The sequence below is a fragment of the Paenirhizobium cremeum genome, assembly GCF_047553425.1.
GTDB classification, from domain to species: Bacteria; Pseudomonadota; Alphaproteobacteria; order Rhizobiales; family Rhizobiaceae; genus Allorhizobium; species Allorhizobium cremeum.
Genome location: NZ_CP180217.1, coordinates 3,416,722 through 3,440,040 on the forward strand (window position 1 = coordinate 3,416,722; position 23,319 = coordinate 3,440,040).

Here is a 23,319-nt window from a genome sequence, read left to right on the forward strand (position 1 = left end):
CCTATTCCGCCGCATGGGCCAGTTCACGGTCACGCAAGAGACGGCGGATAACCTTGCCGCTGGTGGTGAGCGGCAGTTCGTCGATGAATGCCACCTCCCTCGGATATTCGTGCATCGAGAGGCGATGCTTCACCCAGTCGCGGATATCGATGGCAAGCGCGTCACTTGGAGAGAAGCCGTCGGCAAGCACGACGAAAGCCTTGACGATTTCCGTGCGCAAAGGATCGGGCTTGCCGATTACGGCGGCAAGACGCACCGCGGGATGACCGCCAAGGCAGTCCTCTATTTCCGCGGGCCCGATACGATAACCGGAGGATGTGATGACGTCGTCGTCCCGTCCGAAAAACTCCACGTAGCCTTCCCGATCCTGCCGACCGAGATCGCCCGTTTTCATCCAGTCACCGACGAATTTTGCAGCAGTCGGCCGCTCGTCCTGCCAGTAGCCAAGGAACATCACCGGATCGGGTCGGGCAATTGCGATCTGCCCGGTACTGCCTGGAGGAAGCTCCCTGCCTTCGTCATCGATGATCGCGACGCGATGACCCGGCACCGGCCGGCCAATGGCGCCTGCCCGGCTGACGCCTATATGAGCCGCCGACGACAGCACGAAATTGCACTCCGTCTGTCCGTAGAACTCGTTGGGAACAATGCCGAGCGCGGATTTCACCCACTCATAGGTCTCCCGACCCAGAGCCTCCCCCGCCGAACCGATCGATCGCAGCACGAGATCGTATTTCTCCCGCGGACGCTCCACCGACTTCAGCAGTCTCAATGCCGTCGGCGGAATGAAGGCGTTGCGCACCCTCATTTCCGCCATGATCCGGAAGGCCGTATCCGCATCGAATTTCTGCGCCGGCGAGGAAACGACGGGAACACCGAGCAGGAGCGACGGCAGGAGCGCGTTGAGCAGGCCTCCCGCCCAGGCCCAGTCCGACGGCGTCCACATCCTGTCGCCGTCGCGCGGAATGAAATCATGCGCCATCTGGAAGCCGGGCAGATGGCCGGGCAGAACCCGGTGTCCATGCAGCGCACCCTTCGGCGGACCGGTGGTGCCCGAGGTAAAGATCATCAGTGCCGGCGTGTCGGGTCCGGTTTCCGCCACCTCGAAGACGGGGGGGTGCCCCGCCTCAACATCCGAAAAGGCACGCACGCCGGGTGTCGCGGCTCCGATCGTCACGACATCCTGCAGATCGGGCAGGCGCGAGCGGATCTCGTTGAGCCGGGATAGACCGAAATCATTGGTAATGACAATCTTTGCACCGGCGGCGGCAAGGCGGTATTCCAGCGCTTCCGCACCGAACAGCAGCGCCAGCGGCAAAGCGATCGCGCCCATTTTGTAGATCGCCACATGGGCGACGACCGTCTCGAAACACTGCGGCAGGAGAAGCGCGACACGGTCGCCCGGCTCGACCCCGAGCGCCCGCAGCCCATGGGCGAAGGCCGCCGAACGCCGCGAAAGCTCGCCATAGGTCATCGACAGATGATCGCCATCCGGACTGAAATGCTGCAGGCAGATGCGCTCGGGCGAATGAGACGCCCAGTCGTCGCTGACCGCACGGCCGATGTTGAAATCGTCAGGAATAGACCACGAGAAATCGCGGCAAAGCATCTCGTAAGTGCCCCGTTCAGGCAGAAACATGGCGAAAAACCCATATCACATTGGGCTTTTTGCTATCATTCCTCTCGCAGGTGCACAATAGCGGCAAGGGAGCCCCGCTGGACGCATCTCCATTCGCAGATCCCGACCAACAGGATATAGGCATCCTACGATCAGGGTGGAAACGCTGCGGGGACGTGAAAAGAAGAAGTGGTGCCCCATGCCGGAATCGAACCAGCACTCCTTTCGGAACTCGATTTTGAGTCGAGCGCGTCTACCAGTTCCGCCAATGGGGCACGCGGGGTAGTGGAAGGGGCTCTACCATGGGCCTGAGCACCCATGCAAGGGTGAACTTGGGGTGCATGAGGCCTGCAAGCCGACAGCCGGGAAGGCTTTTTGGTGTTCGACTTCACGCAAATGTTTGTTTCGTGCATGCTGCGCCGCAAAAGGGCCCATTTACAGTGAAGGTTGGCTTGCATAAAACCGAGCAACCGAAAGACCGGGAAAGACTGGATGCTGCGTCGCCTCTACGATTGGACCATGTCGCTCGCCGCGCGCAAGTCGGCCGAACGCTGGCTCGCCGTCATTGCCTTCATTGAAAGTTCGATATTTCTGGTGCCGGCCGATGTGCTCTACCTGCCGATGGCGCTCGCCAAGCCGCAGAAGGCCTGGCGCTATGCCATCATAGCGACGGTCGCTTCGGTGCTTGGCGGCATCGCTGGCTGGCTCCTCGGCTACTACGCCTTCGAGGCGGTTGCCCGGCCGATTCTCGAATTCTACGGCAAATACGAAGCCTTCGAACAACTGCGCACTTCGGTTGATTACCAGACTGTTCTGTTGCTGCTGGTCACATCTGGCCTCGCCCACCTGCCGCCGATCAAGGTGGTGACCATCCTTTCGGGCGTCGCCCAAATCAACATCTGGCTCTTCATCGTTTCGGCCATCGTTGCCCGCGGCGCGCGCTTCCTGCTTCTCGCCTGGCTTTTGCAGCGCTATGGCGAGCCGATCCGCGACTTCATCGAAAAGCGGTTGGGTCAGATTGCCTCGGTCGGGGCGGCCGCACTCATCGTGCTATATGTCGCCTATCGCTACTTCATGCACTGAGAACTGGAAGACGTTATGGGCGCATCTGCCTCGTATCTTAAGAACGACACGGCGATAGCCGCGGTCCTGACCCTTGCAATGGCCGTAGTGGTCGGCTCGGCGCTCGGGTTTGAACATATCGGCGGGTATGTTCCCTGCGCACTCTGCCTCATGCAGCGCAATCCCTATTACATCGGCATCGGCGTCGGCATACTCGCGACACTCTCCTCGGTCTTCCGTCTGCCTGTCGCCATCACCCGCGGGCTGATCGCGATCATCGCCATCCTGATGATCGTCAGCATCGGACTTGGCGCCTATCACGCCGGGGTCGAATGGAAGTTCTGGGAAGGACCGACGACCTGTGCCGTGGGAGCAACCGGCGGCGAGGCTCCGGTCAATGTTCTGGAAGCCTTGAACGAGACCAAGGGACCGTCCTGCACGGAAGCGGCGCTCCGCGTGCTCGGTCTCTCCTTTGCGGGCTGGAACGTCATTACCAGCACGGTCCTTGCCGCGGTCGCCGTCTGGGCCGTGTTCCGCAGGCGGAGCTGAGCGAAAACCTGGCTTACGGCTGCAGTTCGGAATCCCAGTAGAGATAGTCGACCCAGCTTTCATGCAGGTAATTTGGCGGGAAAAGCCGGCCGTTGTTGTGCAGGTCCTGCACTGTCGGACAATAGGGCTTCTGGGCAGGAAACATCGATGCCTGCTTCGGAAGCTTGCTGCCCTTCCTGAGATTGCAGGGCGAACAGGCCGCAACGACATTCTCCCACGTGGTTTCGCCGCCATGAGCGCGCGGGATCACGTGATCGAAGGTTAGATCGTCCGCCGAGCCGCAATACTGGCATTCGAACTTGTCACGCAGAAACACGTTGAAGCGGGTAAAAGCCGGGTTGCGGGTGGGCTGAACATAGGTCTTGAGGCTGACGACGCTCGGCAGCCTCATCGAGAAACTCGGCGAGCAGACCGAGTGATCGTATTCGGCGATGATGTTCACACGGTCGAGAAAGACCGCCTTGATCGCGTCCTGCCAGGACCAGAGCGACAAGGGGTAGTAACTTAGAGGCCTGTAGTCGGCATTCAGGACGAGTGCCGGCAAGGACTGGGGTGAGACTGCAATCGTCAAGGCATTCTCCTGAGCGATTCGGCATCTGCCCATGTATATTAGGTCCGTTGTTACAGCATTGTGAAGCCCCTTCTTGCAGTTCAGGGAAGAGCTTGAACATCCACCGGAATCGCCTGCCGGCCGGTGCGCCTTGCATAGTGCGCCCAGAGCAGCCGGGCAGCCACGGAACGCCACGGTTTCCAGGCTTCCGCTATCCGCCTCACCTCCCGGAAATCAGGCCTTTCCCGATAGCCGAACACATCTCCGACGGCGACCCTCAGCGCCACGTCGCCGGCCGGAAAGATATCGGGATGGCCACCGCAGAACATCAGGTACACCTCGGCCGTCCAAAGGCCGATTCCCTTGTAAAAGGTAAGTTCGTCGATGGCCCGTGAGGCCTCGAACCGCGCGGTTCCCGCAAGGTCGAGATGTCCGGAGGCGACGGCTTGGGCGATGGCGAGCAGGGTATCCGCCTTGGCGCGCGAAAGGCCAAATGTGGCGACGACCGTCGGATGAAGCGCTAGATAGGCCTTCGCCGTCGGCGGCTCTCCGGTAGCCGCGACGATCCTCCGCCAGATGGCGTCGGCGCTCGCTTTCGACACCATCTGCGACACGACGATATGGCCGAGGCCGGCGAAGCCCGGCTCCGACAGCCTCAGCGGCAATGGGCCGCAGGCTTCCGCCACGACGACAAGGCGAGGATCGGCAGCCAGAAGCCGGTCGAGGCCGGCATCCAGATCAGCCCGTGTTGCGATCGTCATCCGATGTTCGGCTCCATTGCCGGCTCTTTGTCCAAGACCCCGTTCCCCGCGGCCATTTTCCATGCGAGATAGAGAGCATGATCCCGCCTGCCCGTCAAAAGCCCGTCTTCCGTTTCGCTCCGAGCCCCAACGGACGCCTGCATCTCGGCCACGCCTTGTCGGCCCTGCTCAATGCCGACATGGCGAAGGCGACGGGCGGGCGGCTTCTGTTGCGGATGGAAGACATCGACATTGGCCGCTGCACGCCCGAATTCGAGAGGGCGATCTACGACGATCTTGCCTGGCTCGGCCTGACATGGGAGGAACCGGTGCGCCGGCAGTCGGAACATCTCGATGACTATCGTAGAGCGCTCGACAGGCTGATTGCCGATGGCCTGGCCTACCCGGCCTTCATGACCCGCGGCGAGGTCAAGGCGCGCGCGGCGCAATCGGAAGCCGCTGGCAAAGCATGGCCGCGGGATCCGGATGGAGCCCCGCATTATCCAAACGACGAGCGATACCTTGCCGCTTCGATCCGTCAACAACGCATCGCCGCGGGCGAGCGGCATGTCTGGCGATTGGACATGGAGAGGGCTGTCGCCTCCGTCAATACGGCACTGACCTGGGTCGAGACGGGTGATGGACAAACCGGCGAAATCGTCGCTGATCCCCGAGCGTGGGGCGATGTCGTGCTGTGGCGTTCGGATGCGCCGTCGAGCTACCATCTTTCGGTGACCGTCGACGACGCCGTTCAGGGCATTACCCATGTCGTGCGCGGCCTTGACCTCTTTCATGCAACCTCGGTCCACCGCCTGCTGCAAACGCTTCTCGATCTTCCCGCCCCCAGCTATCGCCACCACCGGCTGATCCTTGGCGCGGACGGGCGCAAGCTTTCCAAGAGCCAGGGCGACACGGCGCTCTTGGAACTCAGGAAAGCAGGCCGGACTTCAGATGCGATCCGCCGGCTCGTCGGTCTTTGACGCGACGGCCCGTGACGGCAATACATTGAATTTCATCAGCGCTGCGTTGAACTCCGCACCGATGATGAAGATGACTCCGACCATATAGAGAAAAACGATCACCACCATGATCGAGGCGAGACCGGCATACATGGCCGCATAGTTGGCAAAACTCGCAAGATAGTAAGCGAAGACCAGCGCACCGATCAGCCAGAGCACAAGCGTCAGCAGAACGCCGGGGATCACGTCGAGCAGGCGCCGGCGACCGGCAGGCAGGCCAAGGTGAAAGATCAGAAGGGCGAGAGCCAGGAGGCCGATGGTCCCGTAGACACGCCAGTTCGATATCGTCGCGAGCCATTCCTTCAGCCAGGGAAACCATTTCTCGGCAAAGGCGAGCGCCACCGGAACGGCAACGAGCAAGGCACTGATGACCATCAGCACGACGACCGCCCCGAGAACGAAGCCAAGGCTGACGAGGCGGGTGACATACCACGGTCGCGTCTCTCCCACGCGATAGGCGCGGTTGAGCGAGACGCGAAGCGCCTCTACCCCATTGGAGGCAAAATAGGCCGCCGCCAGCACCGAGATCGTCAGAAGCCCGCCGCGGGGGATCGTGAGCACCCGGACGATCTGGTCGGATACCGGTTTGGAAATCGATTCGGGCCAGGTATCGAAAATGATGTGGATGGCGGTCTCGGCGAAGCGATCGGCTCCGAGGAAGGTCGCGAGCGCCGTGCCGAAGATCAGAAACGGGAAGACTGCCAGAAGCGCGGACAAGGCCACATGGCTCGCCATGGCCCAGCCATCGTCCTCGGTAAAGTGATAGAAGGCGTCGAACCCGACCCGGTAGATCGTGCGCAGGAAAGCCCGCATCCATTCTCCTCGATCGCGGCGTGCCGATTGTAACCCCACGGCGAATATGGGAAACCGGTGCGGATTTGTACAGGGAACATTCCATGACGAATGCTCGAACCATCATCGTGACCGGCTGTTCCTCCGGCATCGGCGCCTATTGCGCAAGGGCTCTCAAGGCGGACGGCTGGCGCGTCTTCGCAACGGTTCGCCGCAGCGCGGATCTGGCGCCTCTGGAGGATGCGGGGGTCGAGGCCCTGCAGATGGACTACACCGACCATGCGAGCATCGCGGCCCTGGTCGACGAGGTTGCGATGCGCACGAATGGCCGGATCGATGCGCTTTTCAACAACGGCGCCTACGGGCAGCCCGGTGCGGTTGAAGACCTGTCGACCGACGTGCTTCGTCGGCAGTTCGAAACCAATGTCTTCGGCTGGCACGAACTGACACGCCGCGTGATTCCGCTGATGCGGACCCATGCCTCCGGCCGGATCGTCCAGTGCTCGTCGATCCTCGGCCTGTTGCCCTATCGCTACCGGGGCGCCTATACCGCCTCGAAATACGCGCTGGAAGGGCTTTCGGTCACGCTGCGCATGGAACTTGAAGGAAGCGGCATTCAGGTGAGCCTGATCGAGCCCGGGCCCATCGAAAGCCGGTTTACCGCCAACGCACTGAAACAGATTGAGGAAAATATCGATCTGGTCGGCTCCGCTCATGCCAGGGAATATGAACGGCAACTGGCCCGGCTGAACGGCACCGGCCCGGTCAACAAGCACAAGCTCGGCCCTGATGCCGTCTACAAAGTCCTGAAGCACGCCTTGACCGCCGACCGGGCTCGCCCACATTATCTCGTGACGACGCCGGCCCGACAGGGCGCATTCCTGAAACGTCTGCTGCCGGCGGATCTCTTCTATCGATTGATGCGATCGCTAGACTGAGGCAAAGACAAAAGGCCAGAAAGACACCATGTCCGGTTTCACCACAGTTCTCGCCCTGATCGTCATGGGCCTCGTCGTGCTCGTCCTCGTGCGTGGCCTTTTCAACATGCTGAAGGGCGGTAGCGGCAACACCTCCAACAAGCTGATGCAGATGCGCCTCGTCCTGCAGGCGATAGCCGTTGCCCTGATTATGCTGACGCTCTGGCTGACCGGCGGCGGACGATAGGAGAAACGACTATGGTTCGCCTCAACAAGATCTACACGCGCACGGGAGACGACGGCACCACGGCCCTCGTCAGTGGCCCCCGCCGTCTGAAACACGACCTGCGGGTCGACGCCTATGGCACCATCGATGAAGTGAACTCCTCGATCGGGGTTGCCCGGCTGCATACCGAAGGACTGCCGGAACTGCACGCCATGCTGCTGCGCATCCAGAACGACCTCTTCGATCTCGGCGCCGATCTCGCCGCCCCGGACACCGGCGAAGTGCTGAGCTACGAACCTCTTCGCGTGATCGAGGCGCAGGTGACGCGGCTCGAACATGAGATCGACCAGCTCAATGCGGGCCTCAACCCTCTGAAATCCTTCATCCTGCCCGGCGGCACACCGGCCGCCGCACACCTTCATCTGGCCCGGACGATGGCCCGGCGGGCGGAACGCATCATGGTCGAACTCTCGCGTTTCGAGGGGGAAACCATCGATCCGCCGGCGCTCAAATACATCAACCGGCTGTCGGATTTCCTCTTCGTGGCGGCGCGCTTCGCCAATGACGGCGGCAGGGCCGATATTCTCTGGGTTCCCGGCAAGAACCGCTGAACGGCTCCGGGAGGGCGCGATGTTCATTCCCCTGCATGACCGCAACGCCCTACGGCATATCCGCATGCAATATGTCACGATCGGCCTCATCCTGACGAATGCATTGGTTTTTGCATTCACCACCCTTCTGGTCCCCGATTCCGTCATTGAGGCAAGTGTCTACGGGCTGGGCTTCATTCCCGCGGTGGTGTTCGACTATGCGGCTCTCGATCCCGCGCTCACCCTCGTGCCGCCGGATGCCACGTTCATCACCTATGCCTTCCTGCACAGCAATCTGATGCATCTCGGCTCCAACATGCTCTTCCTCTGGGTGTTCGGCGACAATGTCGAGGATGCACTCGGCCATTTTCGTTTCCTGCTGTTCTATCTCGCCTGCGCCGCCGCCGGCGCCCTTTTCCATGGTCTCGTCGGCCCGACGTCGCAAAGTCCGCTGATCGGCGCATCCGGCGCCGTGTCCGGGGTGGTAGCCGCCTATCTGATGCTGCACCCGAAGGTGCGTGTCTGGGTTCTCGTGCTTTTCCGTTTCCCCCTGCCGCTTCCGGCCTTCCTGCCACTTCTCTTCTGGATCGGGCAGCAGTTCGTTATGCTGGCTATCGACGGCGAAGGCGAAGTCTCCTGGGGCGCCCATGTCGGCGGCATCATTGCAGGCGCCCTGCTCGTGATCGTCGTGCGCAGGCGCGGCGTCCCGCTCTTCGACCGGACGATCGTGACCCCGAAAGCGGTGGAGCACATACGGGTACCCCCTGTCGGAACCGCCGTGACGCCGCCTTCCGCACCGCGGCGAAACATTCACTGGGGCCGCTAGATTCCGCAATTCCAGTATATTGACGTAAACGTAAACGTCAATTAATCGTTTTTAAGAGGAATGCCGGGTGTATCGGGCGTTGTAATTGGAAAAAAAATGCGTATCCATGTCGCCCATTGACCATCGGAGGGCCGTCTGAAGGGGCATTTTCAGACAGGGCAATGAAGGAAGGAAGTCATGAAAGTATTGGTGACTGTTAAGCGAGTTGTTGATTACAACGTCAAGATCCGTGTGAAGGCGGACGGGACGGGTGTCGAGCTTGCGAACGTCAAGATGTCGATGAACCCCTTCGATGAAATCTCGGTCGAGGAAGCGCTTCGCCTGAAGGAAGCCGGCAAGGCTGAGGAAGTCGTTGTGGTATCGGTTGGCCCGGCAAAGGCCGAGGAAACCCTGCGTACGGCGCTCGCCATGGGGGCCGACCGCGCCATCCTGGTCGAGACCGAAGAAGCGGTCGAGCCGCTCGCCGTCGCGAAGATCCTGAAAGGCGTGGTGGAAGCGGAACAGCCGGGGCTGGTGATCACCGGTAAGCAGGCGATCGATGACGATTCCAACCAGGTCGGCCAGATGCTTTCGGCCCTTCTCGGCTGGGCGCAGGCAACGTTTGCCTCCAAGCTCGAGATCAAGGACGGCTCCGCCGACGTCACCCGCGAAGTCGATGGCGGCCTGCAGACGATCAACGTCAAGCTGCCGGCCATCGTCACGACGGACCTTCGCCTCAACGAACCGCGCTATGCTTCGCTGCCGAACATCATGAAGGCCAAGAAGAAGCCGCTCGACAAGAAGTCGCCGGCCGACTTCGGCGTCGATATAGCAGCGCGCCTCAAGGTGCTGAAGACTGAAGAACCGGGCGGCCGCAAGGCGGGCATCAAGGTCAAGAGCGTCGCCGAACTGGTCGAGAAGCTCAAGACCGAAGCCGGCGTATTGTAATCGGGACGGGACAAGGAGAACACAAAGATGGCCATTCTTCTTCTGGCAGAACACGACAACGCAACCGTCTCCGACCAGACCGCCAAGACGCTGACGGCTGCTGCCAAGATCGGCAGCGACGTTCATGTGCTGGTCGCAGGTTCGGGCGCCAAGGCAGCAGCAGACGCGGCAGCCAAGCTCTCCGGCGTCTCCAAGGTGCTCGTCGCCGACGACGCAAGCCTCGCCAACAACCTGGCTGAGCCGCTTGCCGCACTGATCGTTTCGCTCGCTCCGTCTTATGACGTCATTATCGCGCCCGCCACCTCGGTCGGCAAGAACGTCATGCCGCGTGTTGCCGCCCTTCTCGACGTGATGCAGGTCTCGGAAATCATTGAAGTGGTTTCCGCCGACACCTTCAAGCGTCCGATCTATGCCGGTAACGCCATCCAGACCGTCCAGTCGACCGATGCGAAGAAGGTAATCACGGTCCGCACGGCATCGTTCGCCGCTGCGGGCGAAGGCGGCTCGGCGTCCGTCGAGACGGTGGCGGCTGCCGCCAACCCGGGTCTTTCCACCTTCGTCTCGGATGCGCTGTCGTCGTCCGAGCGTCCGGAACTGACCTCGGCGAAGATCATCATCTCAGGCGGTCGCGCGCTGGGGTCCTCGGAAAAGTTCAGGGAAGTGATCCTTCCGGTTGCCGACAAGCTGGGCGCCGCCGTCGGCGCATCGCGCGCGGCAGTCGATGCCGGCTACGCCCCGAACGACTGGCAGGTCGGCCAGACCGGCAAGGTGGTCGCGCCACAGCTCTACATCGCCTGCGGCATCTCCGGGGCCATCCAGCATCTCGCCGGCATGAAGGACTCGAAAGTCATCGTCGCCATCAACAAGGACGAGGAAGCCCCGATCTTCCAGGTCGCGGACTACGGCCTCGTCGCAGACCTCTTCGAAGCTCTCCCCGAGCTCGAAAAGGCGCTTTGAGGCATCGCTCTTCGCAACTGCGAAAAGACTGGAAAATCGCCCCGTCCAGGGCTATCAAATTTGCCGGACCAACCGTAACGTTGGCCCGGCATTTTTGTCAGGCGTTGCGGGTTCAGGTGAGGAGAACGGCATGACCACGGTTTTGGACAATGTAGGCGTCGTCGGAGCGGGCCAGATGGGATGTGGCATCGCCCATGTCGCGTCGCTCGCCGGCTACAAGGTCACCATCTACGACCTCGCCAAGGAGCGGATCGAGGCGGGACTGGCCACCATCAATGGAAACCTGGCCCGGCAGGTTTCGAACGGCAAGCTCTCTGACGAGGATCGCAAGGCCGCACTTGGCCGCATCAGCGGCACCACCGACATCAACGACATGGCACCCATGGATCTGGTGATCGAGGCGGCGACCGAAGACGAGACCGTCAAGCGCAAGATCTTCGCGCAGCTCTGCCCCGTGCTCAAGCCCGAGGCGCTACTGGCCACCAACACCTCCTCGCTCTCGATTACGCGCCTCGCCTCGGCCACAGACCGGCCGGAACGCTTCATGGGTATTCATTTCATGAATCCCGTACCCGTGATGAAGCTCGTCGAGTTGGTCCGCGGCATCGCCACCGAGGAAAGCACTTTCGAGACCGCCAAGAACTTCGCCCGCTCGCTTGAAAAGACGATCACGGTCGCAGAGGATTTCCCGGCCTTTATCGTCAACCGCATTCTCCTGCCGATGATCAATGAAGCGATCTATACGCTCTACGAGGGTGTCGGCTCGGTCGAGGCCATCGATACGGCCATGAAGCTCGGCGCAAACCACCCCATGGGACCGTTGCAGTTGGCAGATTTCATCGGCCTGGACACCTGCCTTTCGATCATGCAGGTTCTGCATGACGGGCTGGCCGACAGCAAATATCGCCCATGCCCGTTGCTGGTGAAATACGTGGAAGCAGGCTGGCTGGGGCGTAAATCCGGCCGAGGTTTCTACGACTACCGTGGCGAGCACCCCGTTCCCACCAGATAATGCCGGATACTGCTAAAATTAGCACTTGAATCCGTTCGAGGCAGCTTATTCACTTTAAACGTGAAGAGTCGCACGGATTCCCTCATGACGTTTTTTGACAGCGCAAGGCAACACGGCCTGCACGATCTGCTTTTCAGCCTGGAACAGCAGATCGAGGCAGAAGAGCGTATCGGCAATATTCTGGCGACCGCGCGCAACTGCCTCGGCATGGATATCGGCTTCATCTCCGAATTCGCCGGCAGTCGGCGCTTCCTCCGTTATGTGGATATCGGCTTGCCGGACGAACTGTTGCGCGCCGGCGACTGGCTACCCATGGACGAAGGCTATTGCCAGAGGATCGTCGATGGCGAACTGCCGGAACTTATTCCCGATACGTCTTTGCTACCCGCCGCCCTGGAAATCGAGGCGACCCATTCCTTCCCGATCGGCTCCCATATGAGTGTGCCGATCAGGTTGGGAGACGGGCGCCTTTACGGTACCTTCTGCTGCTTTTCCACCCGACCCGATCCAACGCTCAACGAGCGCGATCTGCAGATTCTACGCTCCTTTGCCCGCTTCGCCGCCTTCGAACTCGACCGCGTGATCGACAAGCGCGTCAGCCAACGGCATGCGGAGGCCCGCATTCTCGATGCGCTGAAGAATGACCGCATAACGATGGTCTATCAGCCTATCCTCAACCTCAACAGCCGCGAAATCGTTGGCTTCGAAGCATTGGCCCGTTTCTCTGCCATGCCTGCGCGAGGCCCGGACACCTGGTTTGCCGAAGCGTTCGAGGTCGGCCACGGCGTCGAACTCGAGCTGAAGGCCCTGCGACTGGTGATCGAGAATCCGCCCTTCCCCCCGGAGAATGGCTATCTGGCGGTGAATGTGTCACCGGCGACCCTGCTCGATCCCCGTTTTGCGGAGTTGGTCGAAGGTCTCCCGCTCGAGCATCTCGTCATAGAGGTGACCGAACACGCGGATATTCACGACTACGACCGACTGGCAGACGCTTTGGCGCCCCTGCGGACGCGGGGACTGCGGCTTGCCGTGGATGACGCCGGAGCCGATTACGCAAGCCTGCGCCACATCCTCAATCTGAGACCGGACATTATCAAGCTCGACGCAGAGCTTTGTCATGAAATCGAGGAAGATGCCGTGCGGCGGGCGCTCGCTGCAGCGCTGGTAAGTTTCACCCGTGACATCGGCTGCACCCTGGTCGCCGAAGGAGTGGAAACCGCCGAAGCGGCCGAGACCTTCCGCATCCTCGGCGTCGACGCCGCCCAGGGGTTTCATCTTGGGCGGCCCATATCCGCCGATGCAATCGCCTTATGGAAAAAGGGAGCCGGGAAAAGCAATCTCGGCACTGCGGCAATACCTGCAGGCTGAAATGACAGGAAGTCACGCACAGCCGCGACGTCCACAGTGACGAATTTTCGATCCACCTTTCGCTACCAGCACGATGCCGTGCGCACCGCTATTGTATGTCGAGCAGTCGCTCGAGATAGCGGCGCTCAAGCTCGGGTCGAGCGACATCGTCCACCGACATCGTATCGAGCTTCTTGCGAATGGCATTGAGAATTTCACGGGCCCGCTGCACCTCGATCTCGTCGGGAACCCTCAGCCGCCCGTCGTCCATCTCTTCACTCGTTCTGGCAGGTTCCCGGCCCAGCGGGTCCCGTCCGCGCTGACCGCCTTGACCGTTGTCGCCATCTCCCGGCTGTCGGCCGGCGCGCATCGCCTGCTGGATCTGCCCCATCATCTCCTGCGCACCTTGCCGCAGCGCTTCCATGGCCTTGCCCTGCCCCTCGACGGCGCGCTCGCCCTGGCTTTCGCCAAGGGCCTCGCCCGCGCCCTTCATCTCGCGTTGCGCCTTGCCCATGCCTTCGCCGGGCTGAAATCCGAGACCCTTCAGCCCCTGTTGAAGTTCTTCGAGCTTCTTGCCGAGCGCCTCTTGCTGGCCGCGCAGGTTCTTCAAGGCTTCGCGGAGCTGTTCGGCAGTCATGCGATCCATTGGCGAACCGCCCTGTTCACCTTGCTCGCCTTGCTGACCCTGCCGCCCGTCTTCCGTCACCGGCGGCTGGTCCTGCAGGAACTCGCCATCCTCACCGTCGCCCGGATCGCCGCGTTGCATGCGGTCCTTCAGCGCCTGGTCGAGACGGAAGGTCTCGTCCATCAGCTTCTGCTGCTCCTGCATGATCTCGCCCAGCTTGTCGATCTGCTGGCGCAGCTCGCTGGTCTGCTGCTGTTGCTGCCCGCCGCGTTGAGGCCGGCCGGCCTGAAGACTGTTCATCATGCGCTGCAGTTCGGATAGCATCTGGCGCGCAGCGTCCCGGTTGCCGGAGCGGGCCAGATTCTCGATCTGGTTCAGCATGTTTTCCAGATCTCTCTGGCGAATCATATTCTGCGCCGATTGCTGGCCGTCGCCCTGCGCATTTTGCTGGCGTTCGGCAACAGCCTTCATGAACTCCTGCATGGCAGCACGGAGTTCGTCCATCAGGCGCTTGATCTCCTGGTCGGAAGCGTTGCGCTCCAGCGCATCGGCAAGCGCCTGCTGCGCATCCCGCAGCTTACGTTCCGCCAGCGAAAGATCCCCGTCATCGATGCCAAGGGCGATCTCCCAGAGATAATCGGCGGTATCTTTGAGGTCATCATTGGATCGGGCAAGCTTCATCCGCGCCTGCGCGGACTGAATAAGCAGGAAATGCGTGGGGTTCGGAATGGTCTCGTCCGCGCGCAGCGAAATGGCTTCGTTGAGAGCGATCGCCTGGTCGATATCGCGGGTATCGAGCGCAAACACCTGCCGCTCCTCGGCAACGGCGGCGGCAAGCGGTTCGACGAAATGACGGGTCGGCAGAACCATCTCATGGGACGGACTGCGGCCGGTCTGGCCGGAACCATCGGTTGCCGTCAGCGTGATCCGAACTTTGCGGCCGGCGAGCGGATGATCCGTGATGTTGCGGCTCGAAACCCCCTTGGCGTCACGCGAGTTATGGCGCGGCAGATCCAGCCTGTAGTCCGGCGGCGGATAAAGCGGGGTGGCGCCAGGCTTCTCGTCCACCGGCACGATCTCCGCCCGAGCGGACTGCAGGCCGTAATCGTCACGCGCTGTAAAGCCGATCTCCAACGCGCCGTTGACCGTCGGTTTCGGCATTCCGTCGAAAGCGATCTCCGGCGGCTTGTCGGCGATGACTTCGATCGCCCAACGCTTCTGGCCGACCAGAAGTTCGCCGTTCTGCTCCAGCTTGAATTCATGGGTGCGACTGGTAACGACCGGAGCAGAGTCGCCCGCGTTGGGTTCGGTTGGCGACGCGCCGGCACTCGCTGCGATATCGACGACCTCACCCCCATCGGCGACCCGGTAGAGCACCTTCTCGTCGTCGCTGCCGCCGCTGATGCGCACAGTCGCCTGCGAATTCTGCGGCACGCGTACGCCACCGGCCTCCTCAGCCTGCGCACCGGCGCCTGAAAGGAAGATCGGAGCGCGACCCGTAAAAGATGGCGGGGTGATCCAGGCATCGACCCGGATCTCCTGGCCCGTACCCCCGCCCGCATTCCAGCGGAAGGCCTCCGCGATGACCCCTGCCCCGTTCGAACTCGAATAGGCAAACGCGGTCACAAGGAGCAGCGCCGGTATGGCGCGCAGGGCATGCCGGTCGAAACGGGCGATATCCGGCTGTGGCAGGCCGGCGTCCAGCGCTGCAATGGTCTCCGCCATGCGTCGCTGATGCTCCTGCCAGAGGGCGCGGGCAAAAGGCGTCTCGAAAGCCGGTTCGTCATCCTGGACCGCCACTGGCTGGTGGGGCAACCCGTTGCGCTCTTCCAACAACCGGTCGGCCTCTTCTGCTTCGGGCCAGCGCAGGCGTGTGAACGGAAGGAGAGACCAGACGAAAGCAAAGGTGAGGGCAAAGACGACAATCAGCCGCAGGACATCCGGCAATTGCCGGAAAACGCCGAACCAGGCCAATGAGACGAAAATCGCGGCAATACCTGCCACCGGCAGAAACAGCGGCAGAAGACGCTCAGCGAAAAGGACAAAGCGCGCCAGCAGGCGTTTGACGGCGACACGACGCGCCAGCACCGGGTCGGTGCGGAATGCGCCCTTTCGCGTACTGCCCGGCTGGGGAGGGGCCATCCGTCGGGTCTCCGTTTCGTCCACTGATCGAAGCGCGCGGCTCATCCATGAGCGCAATCATTCGCTAAAAGATAACATCGTTTGTGGCGAAGACGAGGGCAACAGCGCCATTCGAACCGCTTTTTTGCCCTGGTCGCTGAAAAGTGAACGGCAATCAGTCAAGCCAGGAAGGCACGGAATCGAGTCCGATCAGGTCTTCGTAGCTCGGTCGCGGCCGAATGACATGGAATTCGCCACCCTTCACCAGCACCTCGGGAACCAGCCGCCGGCTGTTATACGTGCCCGACTGCACGGCGCCGTAGGCTCCTGCGGAACCGACGGCGAGCAGATCGCCGGTCTTAGGCATGGCCATTTCCCGGTCGAGAGCCAGATAATCCCCCGTCTCGCAGACGGGACCGACGACATCCGCCCGGATACGCGGGGCGCTGGCCGCCGAAATCACGACCGGACGGATCTCGTGATAGGCCTCGTAAAGCGTCGGCCGGATGAGATCGTTCATGGCCGCATCGACGATCACGAACGTCTTGTCGCCTCCGTCCTTCACAAAGACGACCTCGGTGACAAGAATGCCGGCATTTCCGACGATCAGCCGGCCCGGCTCCGTAACGATCCGGCAATTGAGCCCGGCAAGCTGTTCCTTGACGATATGGGCATAGGCATCGGGTTCCGGTGGCGGGTTGTTGTCGTCCCGATAGGGAATGCCGAGACCTCCGCCGATATCGACATGGTCAATGGCATGGCCGTCGTCGCGCAAGGTCTCCACCAGTTCCCGCAGCAGTCGGAAGGCATCCTCAAACGGCTGCAGTTCGGTAATCTGGCTGCCGATATGCATATCGATGCCGGTCACCTTGATCGACGGCAGGCTCGCCGCCCGCTGATAGACCGCGCGGGCGCGCTCATAGGAAATGCCGAACTTGTTTTCCTTCTTGCCGGTCGAAATCTTCGCGTGGGTGCGCGCATCGACATCGGGATTGATGCGGAAGGAGACGTGCGCCTGCTTGCCGGACTGTGCGGCACGGGCAGCGAGAACCTCGAGTTCCGGCTCGGATTCGACGTTGAAACAGTAGATACCGGCCTCAAGGGCGAGATCCATCTCGGAGACGGTCTTGCCGACACCGGAGAACATGATGCGCTTCGCCGGAATGCCGGCTGCAAGCGCACGGCGAAGCTCGCCCTCGGAAACGACGTCAACGCCAGCGCCGAGCCGGGCCAGCGTTCTCAGCACGGCCTGGTTGGAATTGGCCTTCATCGCATAGCAGACCATCGCGTCGACACCGTCGAATGCCTGGGAAAATACCTTGTAATGCCGCTCCAGCGTCGCCGTGGAATAGCAGTAGAAGGGTGTGCCGACGGCCCGGGCAATTTCGGGCACAGGCACATCCTCGGCATAGAGGACGCCATCGCGATAGTCGAAGTGGTTCACGGGGTGTGGCCTGTCAGAGAAGAGGATCGAGGATGAACGGATCGTCCGGCTTTGCCGGAGCAGCCTGCGGCTTGCCACCGGTCGTGCGTACGTTCTGCTGGTCAGCCGGCATGCTCGGCGGATCGAGATCGGCCTTGCGGCCACAGCCGGAAAGCACGAGAGCAGCCGTTACAAGCAGGCCAGCGGCGACTATTGAGCGTCGTAGCGTTTTCACCATCATCTTATCCACCGGAACATCTTCCTATAGCCTGTAGCGAAAATCTCTGGGCTTGTGCACCCTCAATCTCGTGATACGCCTGCAAACGAATGTGATCAGTTGCGGGCGCGCCACCAGGCGATCTGCTTCTTCACTTCGGATGGAGCCGTGCCGCCATAGCTCTTCCGGCTAGCAACGGAGGCCTCGACCGTCAGGACGTCGAAGATGCCGGCGGTGATGGCCGGGTTGATCGACTGCAGGTCCTCAAGCGAAAGCTCCGCGAGATCGCAACCCTTCTGTTCGGCGAGCGCCACCGCACGACCAGTGACATGATGGGCCTCACGGAAGGGGAGGCCCGCTTCCCGCACCAGCCAGTCGGCAAGATCGGTCGCGGTCGAATAACCGGAGCCGGCGGCGGCCTTCATCCGGTCGGCGCGCACCGTCAGGTCACGGATCATGCCAGTCATCGCGGCGATCGCCAGTTCGAGGCTTTCTGCGGCGTCGAAGACCTGTTCCTTGTCTTCCTGCATGTCCTTGGAATAGGCGAGCGGCAGGCCCTTCATCACCGTCAGGAGCGCGATCAGCGATCCGTTGATGCGGCCGGTCTTGGCACGCACCAGTTCGGCTGCATCCGGATTCTTCTTCTGCGGCATGATCGACGAGCCCGTGGAGAAAGCGTCGGACAGACGTACGAAGCCGAATTGCGGCGTAGACCAGATGACGATCTCCTCGGCAAGCCGGGACAGATGAGTAGCGCAGATCGAGGCGATCGACAGGAATTCGAGCGCGAAGTCCCGATCCGACACGGTGTCGATCGAGTTGCGGGTCGGCTCGCGGAAGCCGAGCGCCTTCGCCGTCATGTGGCGGTCGATGGCAAAGCCGGTGCCGGCAAGAGCCGCGGCCCCGATCGGGCTTTCGTCCATGTGTTCGATGGCATGGCGCACGCGCTGCCGATCCCGTCCAAACATCTCGACATAGGCCATGCAGTGATGGCCGAAGGTCACCGGTTGCGCGGTCTGAAGGTGAGTGAAGCCGGGCATGACCGTGTCGGCATGCTCCTCGGCGCGATCGAGGAAGGCTGCAATGAGCGAGGTCAGGGCGACTTCGACCTTCTGCAGTTCCTCCTTGACCCACATGCGAAAATCGAGCGCCACCTGGTCGTTGCGCGAGCGGGCCGTATGAAGGCGGCCCGCTGCGGGGCCGATCATTTCCGCAAGACGCGCCTCGACATTCATGTGAATGTCCTCGAGCTTACGCGAAAATACGAACTGGCCGGCTTCGATCTCTAACAGGATCGTGTTCAGGCCGTGAACGATCTTGTCTTTGTCGTCCGCCGATATGATGCCTTGATGCGCCAGCATGGTCGCATGCGCGATTGAGCCGCGGATATCCTGGGCATAAAGCTTCTTGTCGAAACCGATGGAGGCATTTATCTCCTCCATGATGGCCGCAGGTCCGGAAGCGAAGCGTCCGCCCCACATCTGGTTGGAGGATTTCGTGTTGTTGGTGTCCTCGGCCATGCGATGCCCATCCTGGAGACTGCAATGACAGAAAAAAGACCGCTCGGACTTCCTTCCGCCAAGCTGGTTGCGATTGCGGCGGTCGCCGGTATTCTCGCCGGCGCGGCAGCGGTATACGTGAAGCAGACCATGTCTGGCAATGGCGAGGTCGCAGCCGAAACCGCGCAGTGCCAGGGCACCGTCCAGAAGGCCGAGGCATTGAAGTCCTTTACGACTGGACAGGTCGCCGCAATGGTGGCGGCAAGCCCCCCCCGCGAGATCGACGGTCTCTCCTTCAAGGATGCATCGGACAAGGACGTGACGCTTGCCGACTTCTCGGGCAAGACGGTGCTGCTCAATCTCTGGGCCACCTGGTGCGTGCCCTGCCGCGAGGAAATGCCGGCACTCGACGCTCTGCAGAAGGCGGAGGGCAACGACAAGTTTCAGGTGCTTGCGATCAACATCGACACAGGAAGTGCTGAAAAACCGAAGAAATTTCTCAGCGAGATCGGCGTGAATGCGCTCGGCCTCTACCGCGACTCCAGCATGGGTGTCTTCAACGAGATGAAGAAGGAAGGCCTGGCATTCGGTCTTCCTGTGACGCTGCTCATTGATGCGAAAGGCTGCCTGCTTGGCTCGATGAACGGCCCCGCGGCCTGGGACAGCGAGGATGCGGCAAAGCTGGTCCGTGCCGCGACGGGCGCATGACCATCGCAGATCGGGCCGGCACAGGAATACCCGTCAGGAAGAAGCGTTCTTCAACTCCGCGAGCCGCTTGAGCGCCGTCGGCGGCAACGGCACATGCGGATTGTCGCGAACTGTTTCCAGCAACAGTTCATCGCTTGCCTTTTCGAGTTGAGCGATCAGCGTTGCAAAGAACGCGTCCGGATCGAGGCCCGGTTCGATCGGCGGCAGGATCCGGACCTTGAAATGACCGGGATAGCGCATGAACTTGCGCCGCGGCCAGAAGATGCCGGGATGCATCGCGACCGGGACTACCGGAACCTGCAGGTCGCGATAGATGCGGGCAATGCCGTATTTGTATAGCGGCTCGGCTCCCGGCGGGCGACGCGTACCCTCCGGATAGATGATGAGCTGGCGGCCGTTGCGCATTTCCTGCTTGGCGCGTTCCATGACCGCAGCCATCACCTTGCCGCGCGCGCCGCGATCAACCGGGATCATCCGCTGTTTCTTCGCGTACCAGCCGAACAGCGGTATCCACATCAGTTCCCGCTTCAAAATGTAGACGGGGTCGTCGAGCCAGGGCAGCAGCGCGAAAGTATCCCAGAAAGACTGGTGCTTCGGTGCGAGGATATAGCCGCCCTTCGGAATGTTCTCCAGCCCCTTGATCTCGAAGGTCGTGCCGACGATCCTCTCCATCAGCCAATGGCAGGAAAGCGCCCAGTTCTTCGGAATGGAGAAGGCTTTCTTGCGCGGCATCAGGAAATAGACCGGCGACAGCACGATCATGCGCAGAATGAGGTTGGCATAGAAAACCGTGTTGAAGAAGATCGAACGCAGGGTGGTCATGGGGCGTTATCCGTGGGCGGGCTCGCACGTCCCTATCTCAAAATCCCGGAAAGCAAAAGCCGAACGCTGACCTTTCACGGAAGATCATTCCACCTTGGCAAGATGCCCCTTCGACCGCAGCCCCTCACCCACACCCCAGCCGATGACGCCGCGGGCATAGGCGACAAGCGTCTTGCCGTATTCGGAAAGCAGCGTTCTCAGCAGATTGGGTTCCGCATACCAGGCCGTCGTCTTCAGGTCCGAAATCACGACGGGATAGGGAATGAAGGTGGTCGACGGATCGATGCGGCGCAGTTCCATCAAGCTGCGCGGCATATGATAATTGCTAGTGACGACAAGCACGGACGAATAACCGCGATCGTGGATCCACCGCGATGTCTCGTTGGCGTTGCCGATGGTGTCCATCGCCTCATAGCCGACATCGATGCAGCATTCGAAAAGGTCGGGCGAACTCTGGGTCACCTTGCGGATCTGTGCGGGTGTGGTCGTCGGATGCACACCGGAAATCAGAAGCCGCCTTCCCATGCCCTTGCGAAGCAATTCGATCGCCTGGTCTATCCGCTGGTAGCCTCCCGTCAGCACGACGATCGCGTCCGCCTTCGCATCGAGCGGCGGCGTGAACGTGGTTACGGCATCGGCAAAACGCAGAAAACCCGCCAGCACGAGCGCGCAGGCAAAGATCAGCACCAGTCCGGCATAGTGGAGAAAACGGCGCAAACGCCCATGACGCGAGAGAATGCCGCCCGCCGGACGCAGCGACAACTCTTCTCTGGACGCTTTCTTCCGTATCATTCGGTCCATCGACATGGGTTTGTGAATAGCGCGCTTTTCACACACGGAACAGGCGGCTTTGTGGCAATTCAACAGGCTTTCGGCTCAAGCGCTCAAGCCTTGAGCAGGCCGTCCGTGCGCGCAGGATCCGACCTGACAAGATCGATTTCGTAAATGGTTCTCATAACGGTTATGCGCGCTGTCACGGTCGTCAGAAGCGCGATCACGATCATCGTGGCAAAAATACCGAGATAGCCGAGATAGCCGATCGAAAACGTGCCGAACAATGCGGTCGCCTGATCGCTTTCGGGCGTGGCAAGCGAGCGGCTCTGCCAGAAGCCGGCAGCCGCAAACAGCGCGGCGGCGAGAATGCCGCCGGCAGCTGCCCCCTTGAGGCTGATCTTGAGGAAATGCTTCTGGAACTCCTGGGCAACGAACGAGCCTTCCGCGCCGACGAAATGCAGCACCTCGATGATATGCCTGTTTCCGGAAAGCGCTCCACGGGTGGCAAAGACCACGGTCAGGACCATGGCGGTAAACACAAGGACGAGAATGCCCGAACCGATCAGCACAGTGGTGCGCGCCATCTGCACGAGCCTGTCGACCCAGGTACGATGATCGTCGAGGAAGGCCTGCGGCACCTCGGCCTTCAGGAGATCCCGCATGGCCGCGAAATCGGGCGGATGAGTCTCGTCGATGGTAATGATGATGAGGCGCGGCACCGGCAGTTCGTTGATGTCCAGACCCGTGCCGAGCCAGGGCTCCAGGAGCCGCGCAGTCGCTGCATCGTCCATGATCCGGCCATCCTTGGTGCCGACGAAGGTGAGCGCCAGGTCACGCGCCCTTGCCAGCGTCTTCTCCATGTCGAGATTGTCGTCCGGCTTGATCTGGATGGTGATTTCCCGTGAGATCTGGCTCTGCCAGCCTGCGGCGGTCGCGCGCACCATGCTGACCGCGCCGAGCGTCAGGCAGGCGAGGAAGGCCATGATCGCGATCACCACCATCAAGGCATTGCCCTGGATATTGGAGGGCGGCAGGATGGGCGCGGTCGGGCGCACGCTCATCTCGATGCGGCGCGGAGTCTGGCCCCCATTCTTCCGGCGGGAAGGCTGATCGATATCACTCATAGATGTCGAGCCGCCCGTCGGTAAGGATCATCCGCCGCGCATCCACCTGATCCATCAGCGCCAAGTCATGGGTGGCGATGACAACGGCGGTTCCGAGACGGTTGAGTTCGAGGAAAAGGCTGAGCAATCGACGCGCCATCGGCGGATCGACATTGCCGGTCGGTTCGTCGGCAAGCAGGATTTCCGGCCGGTCGATCAGCGCCCTGGCGATCGCCACACGCTGCTTCTCGCCACCGGACAGAACCGGCGGCAAGACGTTGATGCGCTCGCCGAGTCCTACCCATTTCAGGAGTTCCAGTACGTCCTTGCGGTAACTGTTCTCATCCTTGCCTCGCACGCGAAGCGGCAGCGCCACGTTCTCATAGGTCGTCAGGTGGTCGAGAAGCTGGAAATCCTGGAACACGATTCCCACCCGCCGGCGCAACATCGGCAACTCACTGCGTGGAATCCGGGTGATGTCCCGGCCAAAGCTGCGGATCAGTCCGCGCGTCGGCTGAAGCGACATGAAAAGCAGGCGCAACAGGGTCGTCTTGCCCGCCCCGGAAGGGCCGGTGAGGAACTGAAACGAGCGCTTCGGAATGTCGAAGGTCAGGTCGCGGAGGATCTCCGGTCCCATTCCGTAGCGCAAACCGACATTTTCGAAATGGATCAACCGACGGGCCCAGTCTGACGGATCTAACGACCGGCCACATGTTAACGCCACACGTTAACGGCCGGTAAACACGGGTCAAAGAACGGCTCTCTCCGCCGGATCTTTTCGAAGCATTAACCATTTAAATTTACGACTGGGGATAAATTGTTTCAATGCCCCAGTTTTGTCCACCCCCAGACGCTTTGAGGAGAGGCTCCTGGAAGGGCGGTTCAAGGAAGGCTC

Annotated in this window: 24 protein-coding genes and 1 tRNA gene; 12 read left to right on the forward strand and 13 right to left on the reverse strand. The window is 61.4% G+C overall.

The window, feature by feature from the left end; translation table 11 throughout:
- Position 1 precedes the first annotated feature (1 nt).
- Positions 2-1,639 carry an AMP-binding protein gene (locus tag ACLBKR_RS16550; protein WP_113425550.1) on the reverse strand — a complete coding sequence of 546 codons (1,638 nt, stop codon included), beginning with the start codon at positions 1,637-1,639 and terminating at the stop codon, positions 2-4.
- 169 nt (positions 1,640-1,808) lie between these two features.
- Positions 1,809-1,893 (reverse strand) — tRNA-Leu (locus ACLBKR_RS16555).
- Between the two features lie 217 nt (positions 1,894-2,110).
- On the opposite strand from ACLBKR_RS16555, the gene ACLBKR_RS16560 reads away from it, so the two are divergent.
- Together ACLBKR_RS16560 and ACLBKR_RS16565 are read left to right on the forward strand one after the other, a co-directional pair.
- Complete coding sequence (locus ACLBKR_RS16560) at positions 2,111-2,701, forward strand: YqaA family protein (RefSeq protein WP_113338246.1); 591 nt, start codon at positions 2,111-2,113, stop codon at positions 2,699-2,701.
- A 15-nt stretch (positions 2,702-2,716) separates the two neighbouring features.
- Positions 2,717-3,229, forward strand: a complete 513-nt coding sequence (locus ACLBKR_RS16565; protein WP_113447382.1) for a disulfide bond formation protein B — start codon at positions 2,717-2,719, stop codon at positions 3,227-3,229.
- Positions 3,230-3,242: 13 nt separating this feature from the next.
- On the opposite strand, the gene ACLBKR_RS16570 is transcribed toward ACLBKR_RS16565, so the two are convergent.
- Positions 3,243-3,800: an HNH endonuclease gene (locus ACLBKR_RS16570; RefSeq protein ID WP_414899707.1), complete on the reverse strand. Its 558-nt coding sequence runs from the start codon at positions 3,798-3,800 to the stop codon at positions 3,243-3,245.
- A gap of 80 nt (positions 3,801-3,880) precedes the next feature.
- Positions 3,881-4,540 (reverse strand): DNA-3-methyladenine glycosylase family protein, encoded by a 660-nt coding sequence (locus ACLBKR_RS16575; RefSeq protein ID WP_112830335.1) that lies wholly within the window; start codon positions 4,538-4,540, stop codon positions 3,881-3,883.
- 77 nt (positions 4,541-4,617) lie between these two features.
- Here ACLBKR_RS16575 and gluQRS point away from each other — a divergent pair, with 77 nt between their 5' ends.
- Positions 4,618-5,499, forward strand: coding sequence for a tRNA glutamyl-Q(34) synthetase GluQRS (gene gluQRS / locus ACLBKR_RS16580; RefSeq protein ID WP_113447383.1), 882 nt, complete (start codon positions 4,618-4,620; stop codon positions 5,497-5,499).
- On the opposite strand, the gene ACLBKR_RS16585 is transcribed toward gluQRS, so the two are convergent.
- Positions 5,467-6,351: a YihY/virulence factor BrkB family protein gene (locus ACLBKR_RS16585; RefSeq protein WP_113338242.1), complete on the reverse strand. Its 885-nt coding sequence runs from the start codon at positions 6,349-6,351 to the stop codon at positions 5,467-5,469. The two genes, gluQRS and ACLBKR_RS16585, sit on opposite strands and share 33 nt — an antisense overlap.
- A gap of 83 nt (positions 6,352-6,434) precedes the next feature.
- Between ACLBKR_RS16585 and ACLBKR_RS16590 the strand changes: the two genes are divergently transcribed.
- From ACLBKR_RS16590 to ACLBKR_RS16625, 8 genes are all read left to right on the forward strand, one after another.
- A complete protein-coding gene (locus ACLBKR_RS16590; protein ID WP_113425547.1) occupies positions 6,435-7,268 on the forward strand; it encodes an SDR family oxidoreductase in 834 nt (277 codons plus the stop codon).
- 28 nt (positions 7,269-7,296) lie between these two features.
- Positions 7,297-7,494 carry a twin transmembrane helix small protein gene (locus ACLBKR_RS16595; RefSeq protein ID WP_113338240.1) on the forward strand — a complete coding sequence of 66 codons (198 nt, stop codon included), beginning with the start codon at positions 7,297-7,299 and terminating at the stop codon, positions 7,492-7,494.
- A gap of 11 nt (positions 7,495-7,505) precedes the next feature.
- Positions 7,506-8,084, forward strand: coding sequence for a cob(I)yrinic acid a,c-diamide adenosyltransferase (locus ACLBKR_RS16600; RefSeq protein WP_113425546.1), 579 nt, complete (start codon positions 7,506-7,508; stop codon positions 8,082-8,084).
- A 19-nt stretch (positions 8,085-8,103) separates the two neighbouring features.
- Positions 8,104-8,889, forward strand: a complete 786-nt coding sequence (locus ACLBKR_RS16605; RefSeq protein WP_113447384.1) for a rhomboid family intramembrane serine protease — start codon at positions 8,104-8,106, stop codon at positions 8,887-8,889.
- Positions 8,890-9,066: 177 nt separating this feature from the next.
- Positions 9,067-9,816: an electron transfer flavoprotein subunit beta/FixA family protein gene (locus tag ACLBKR_RS16610; protein ID WP_112830342.1), complete on the forward strand. Its 750-nt coding sequence runs from the start codon at positions 9,067-9,069 to the stop codon at positions 9,814-9,816.
- A gap of 27 nt (positions 9,817-9,843) precedes the next feature.
- Complete coding sequence (locus ACLBKR_RS16615) at positions 9,844-10,773, forward strand: electron transfer flavoprotein subunit alpha/FixB family protein (RefSeq protein WP_112830343.1); 930 nt, start codon at positions 9,844-9,846, stop codon at positions 10,771-10,773.
- Between the two features lie 130 nt (positions 10,774-10,903).
- Complete coding sequence (locus ACLBKR_RS16620; protein ID WP_112830344.1) at positions 10,904-11,785, forward strand: 3-hydroxybutyryl-CoA dehydrogenase; 882 nt, start codon at positions 10,904-10,906, stop codon at positions 11,783-11,785.
- An 84-nt stretch (positions 11,786-11,869) separates the two neighbouring features.
- Positions 11,870-13,153: an EAL domain-containing protein gene (locus ACLBKR_RS16625; RefSeq protein ID WP_414899713.1), complete on the forward strand. Its 1,284-nt coding sequence runs from the start codon at positions 11,870-11,872 to the stop codon at positions 13,151-13,153.
- Between the two features lie 88 nt (positions 13,154-13,241).
- Here ACLBKR_RS16625 and ACLBKR_RS16630 read toward each other — a convergent pair whose 3' ends face one another.
- The 4 genes from ACLBKR_RS16630 to argH form a co-directional block, all read right to left on the reverse strand.
- A complete protein-coding gene (locus ACLBKR_RS16630) occupies positions 13,242-15,899 on the reverse strand; it encodes a TIGR02302 family protein (RefSeq protein WP_414899715.1) in 2,658 nt (885 codons plus the stop codon).
- A gap of 154 nt (positions 15,900-16,053) precedes the next feature.
- Positions 16,054-17,322 (reverse strand): diaminopimelate decarboxylase, encoded by a 1,269-nt coding sequence (lysA, locus tag ACLBKR_RS16635; protein WP_414899717.1) that lies wholly within the window; start codon positions 17,320-17,322, stop codon positions 16,054-16,056.
- 13 nt (positions 17,323-17,335) lie between these two features.
- A complete protein-coding gene (lptM, locus tag ACLBKR_RS16640) occupies positions 17,336-17,542 on the reverse strand; it encodes an LPS translocon maturation chaperone LptM (protein WP_244710691.1) in 207 nt (68 codons plus the stop codon).
- A 92-nt stretch (positions 17,543-17,634) separates the two neighbouring features.
- On the reverse strand, positions 17,635-19,038 hold the full coding sequence (gene argH, locus ACLBKR_RS16645) for an argininosuccinate lyase (protein ID WP_113486153.1): 1,404 nt from the start codon (positions 19,036-19,038) through the stop codon (positions 17,635-17,637).
- 24 nt (positions 19,039-19,062) lie between these two features.
- Here argH and tlpA point away from each other — a divergent pair, with 24 nt between their 5' ends.
- On the forward strand, positions 19,063-19,725 hold the full coding sequence (gene tlpA, locus ACLBKR_RS16650; RefSeq protein ID WP_113486307.1) for a thiol:disulfide interchange protein TlpA: 663 nt from the start codon (positions 19,063-19,065) through the stop codon (positions 19,723-19,725).
- 33 nt (positions 19,726-19,758) lie between these two features.
- On the opposite strand, the gene ACLBKR_RS16655 is transcribed toward tlpA, so the two are convergent.
- The 4 genes from ACLBKR_RS16655 to ftsE all read right to left on the reverse strand — a co-directional run bounded on the left by ACLBKR_RS16655 (position 19,759) and on the right by ftsE (position 23,097).
- Entirely contained in the window at positions 19,759-20,547 is a 789-nt protein-coding gene (locus ACLBKR_RS16655) for a lysophospholipid acyltransferase family protein (protein WP_113486155.1), read from the reverse strand.
- A gap of 84 nt (positions 20,548-20,631) precedes the next feature.
- Positions 20,632-21,339 carry a YdcF family protein gene (locus ACLBKR_RS16660; RefSeq protein ID WP_414899720.1) on the reverse strand — a complete coding sequence of 236 codons (708 nt, stop codon included), beginning with the start codon at positions 21,337-21,339 and terminating at the stop codon, positions 20,632-20,634.
- Between the two features lie 92 nt (positions 21,340-21,431).
- Positions 21,432-22,382 (reverse strand): cell division protein FtsX, encoded by a 951-nt coding sequence (locus ACLBKR_RS16665; protein WP_414901809.1) that lies wholly within the window; start codon positions 22,380-22,382, stop codon positions 21,432-21,434.
- Positions 22,383-22,437: 55 nt separating this feature from the next.
- Complete coding sequence (gene ftsE, locus ACLBKR_RS16670; protein ID WP_162708311.1) at positions 22,438-23,097, reverse strand: cell division ATP-binding protein FtsE; 660 nt, start codon at positions 23,095-23,097, stop codon at positions 22,438-22,440.
- Between the last annotated feature and the right edge of the window lie 222 nt (positions 23,098-23,319).

Bases quoted from the DNA above. Each gene is read 5' to 3' on its own strand.
- ACLBKR_RS16550 (WP_113425550.1), bottom strand. From the start codon at position 1,639: ATGTTTCTGCCTGAACGGGGCACTTACGAGATGCTTTGCCGCGATTTC.
- ACLBKR_RS16560 (WP_113338246.1), top strand. From the start codon at position 2,111: ATGCTGCGTCGCCTCTACGATTGGACCATGTCGCTCGCCGCGCGCAAG.
- ACLBKR_RS16565 (WP_113447382.1), top strand. From the start codon at position 2,717: ATGGGCGCATCTGCCTCGTATCTTAAGAACGACACGGCGATAGCCGCG.
- ACLBKR_RS16575 (WP_112830335.1), bottom strand. From the start codon at position 4,540: ATGACGATCGCAACACGGGCTGATCTGGATGCCGGCCTCGACCGGCTT.
- gluQRS (WP_113447383.1), top strand. From the start codon at position 4,618: ATGATCCCGCCTGCCCGTCAAAAGCCCGTCTTCCGTTTCGCTCCGAGC.
- ACLBKR_RS16585 (WP_113338242.1), bottom strand. From the start codon at position 6,351: ATGCGGGCTTTCCTGCGCACGATCTACCGGGTCGGGTTCGACGCCTTC.
- ACLBKR_RS16590 (WP_113425547.1), top strand. From the start codon at position 6,435: ATGACGAATGCTCGAACCATCATCGTGACCGGCTGTTCCTCCGGCATC.
- ACLBKR_RS16595 (WP_113338240.1), top strand. From the start codon at position 7,297: ATGTCCGGTTTCACCACAGTTCTCGCCCTGATCGTCATGGGCCTCGTC.
- ACLBKR_RS16600 (WP_113425546.1), top strand. From the start codon at position 7,506: ATGGTTCGCCTCAACAAGATCTACACGCGCACGGGAGACGACGGCACC.
- ACLBKR_RS16605 (WP_113447384.1), top strand. From the start codon at position 8,104: ATGTTCATTCCCCTGCATGACCGCAACGCCCTACGGCATATCCGCATG.
- ACLBKR_RS16610 (WP_112830342.1), top strand. From the start codon at position 9,067: ATGAAAGTATTGGTGACTGTTAAGCGAGTTGTTGATTACAACGTCAAG.
- ACLBKR_RS16615 (WP_112830343.1), top strand. From the start codon at position 9,844: ATGGCCATTCTTCTTCTGGCAGAACACGACAACGCAACCGTCTCCGAC.
- ACLBKR_RS16620 (WP_112830344.1), top strand. From the start codon at position 10,904: ATGACCACGGTTTTGGACAATGTAGGCGTCGTCGGAGCGGGCCAGATG.
- ACLBKR_RS16625 (WP_414899713.1), top strand. From the start codon at position 11,870: ATGACGTTTTTTGACAGCGCAAGGCAACACGGCCTGCACGATCTGCTT.
- ACLBKR_RS16630 (WP_414899715.1), bottom strand. From the start codon at position 15,899: ATGGCCCCTCCCCAGCCGGGCAGTACGCGAAAGGGCGCATTCCGCACC.
- lptM (WP_244710691.1), bottom strand. From the start codon at position 17,542: ATGATGGTGAAAACGCTACGACGCTCAATAGTCGCCGCTGGCCTGCTT.
- argH (WP_113486153.1), bottom strand. From the start codon at position 19,038: ATGGCCGAGGACACCAACAACACGAAATCCTCCAACCAGATGTGGGGC.
- tlpA (WP_113486307.1), top strand. From the start codon at position 19,063: ATGACAGAAAAAAGACCGCTCGGACTTCCTTCCGCCAAGCTGGTTGCG.
- ACLBKR_RS16655 (WP_113486155.1), bottom strand. From the start codon at position 20,547: ATGACCACCCTGCGTTCGATCTTCTTCAACACGGTTTTCTATGCCAAC.
- ACLBKR_RS16660 (WP_414899720.1), bottom strand. From the start codon at position 21,339: ATGATACGGAAGAAAGCGTCCAGAGAAGAGTTGTCGCTGCGTCCGGCG.
- ACLBKR_RS16665 (WP_414901809.1), bottom strand. From the start codon at position 22,382: ATGAGCGTGCGCCCGACCGCGCCCATCCTGCCGCCCTCCAATATCCAG.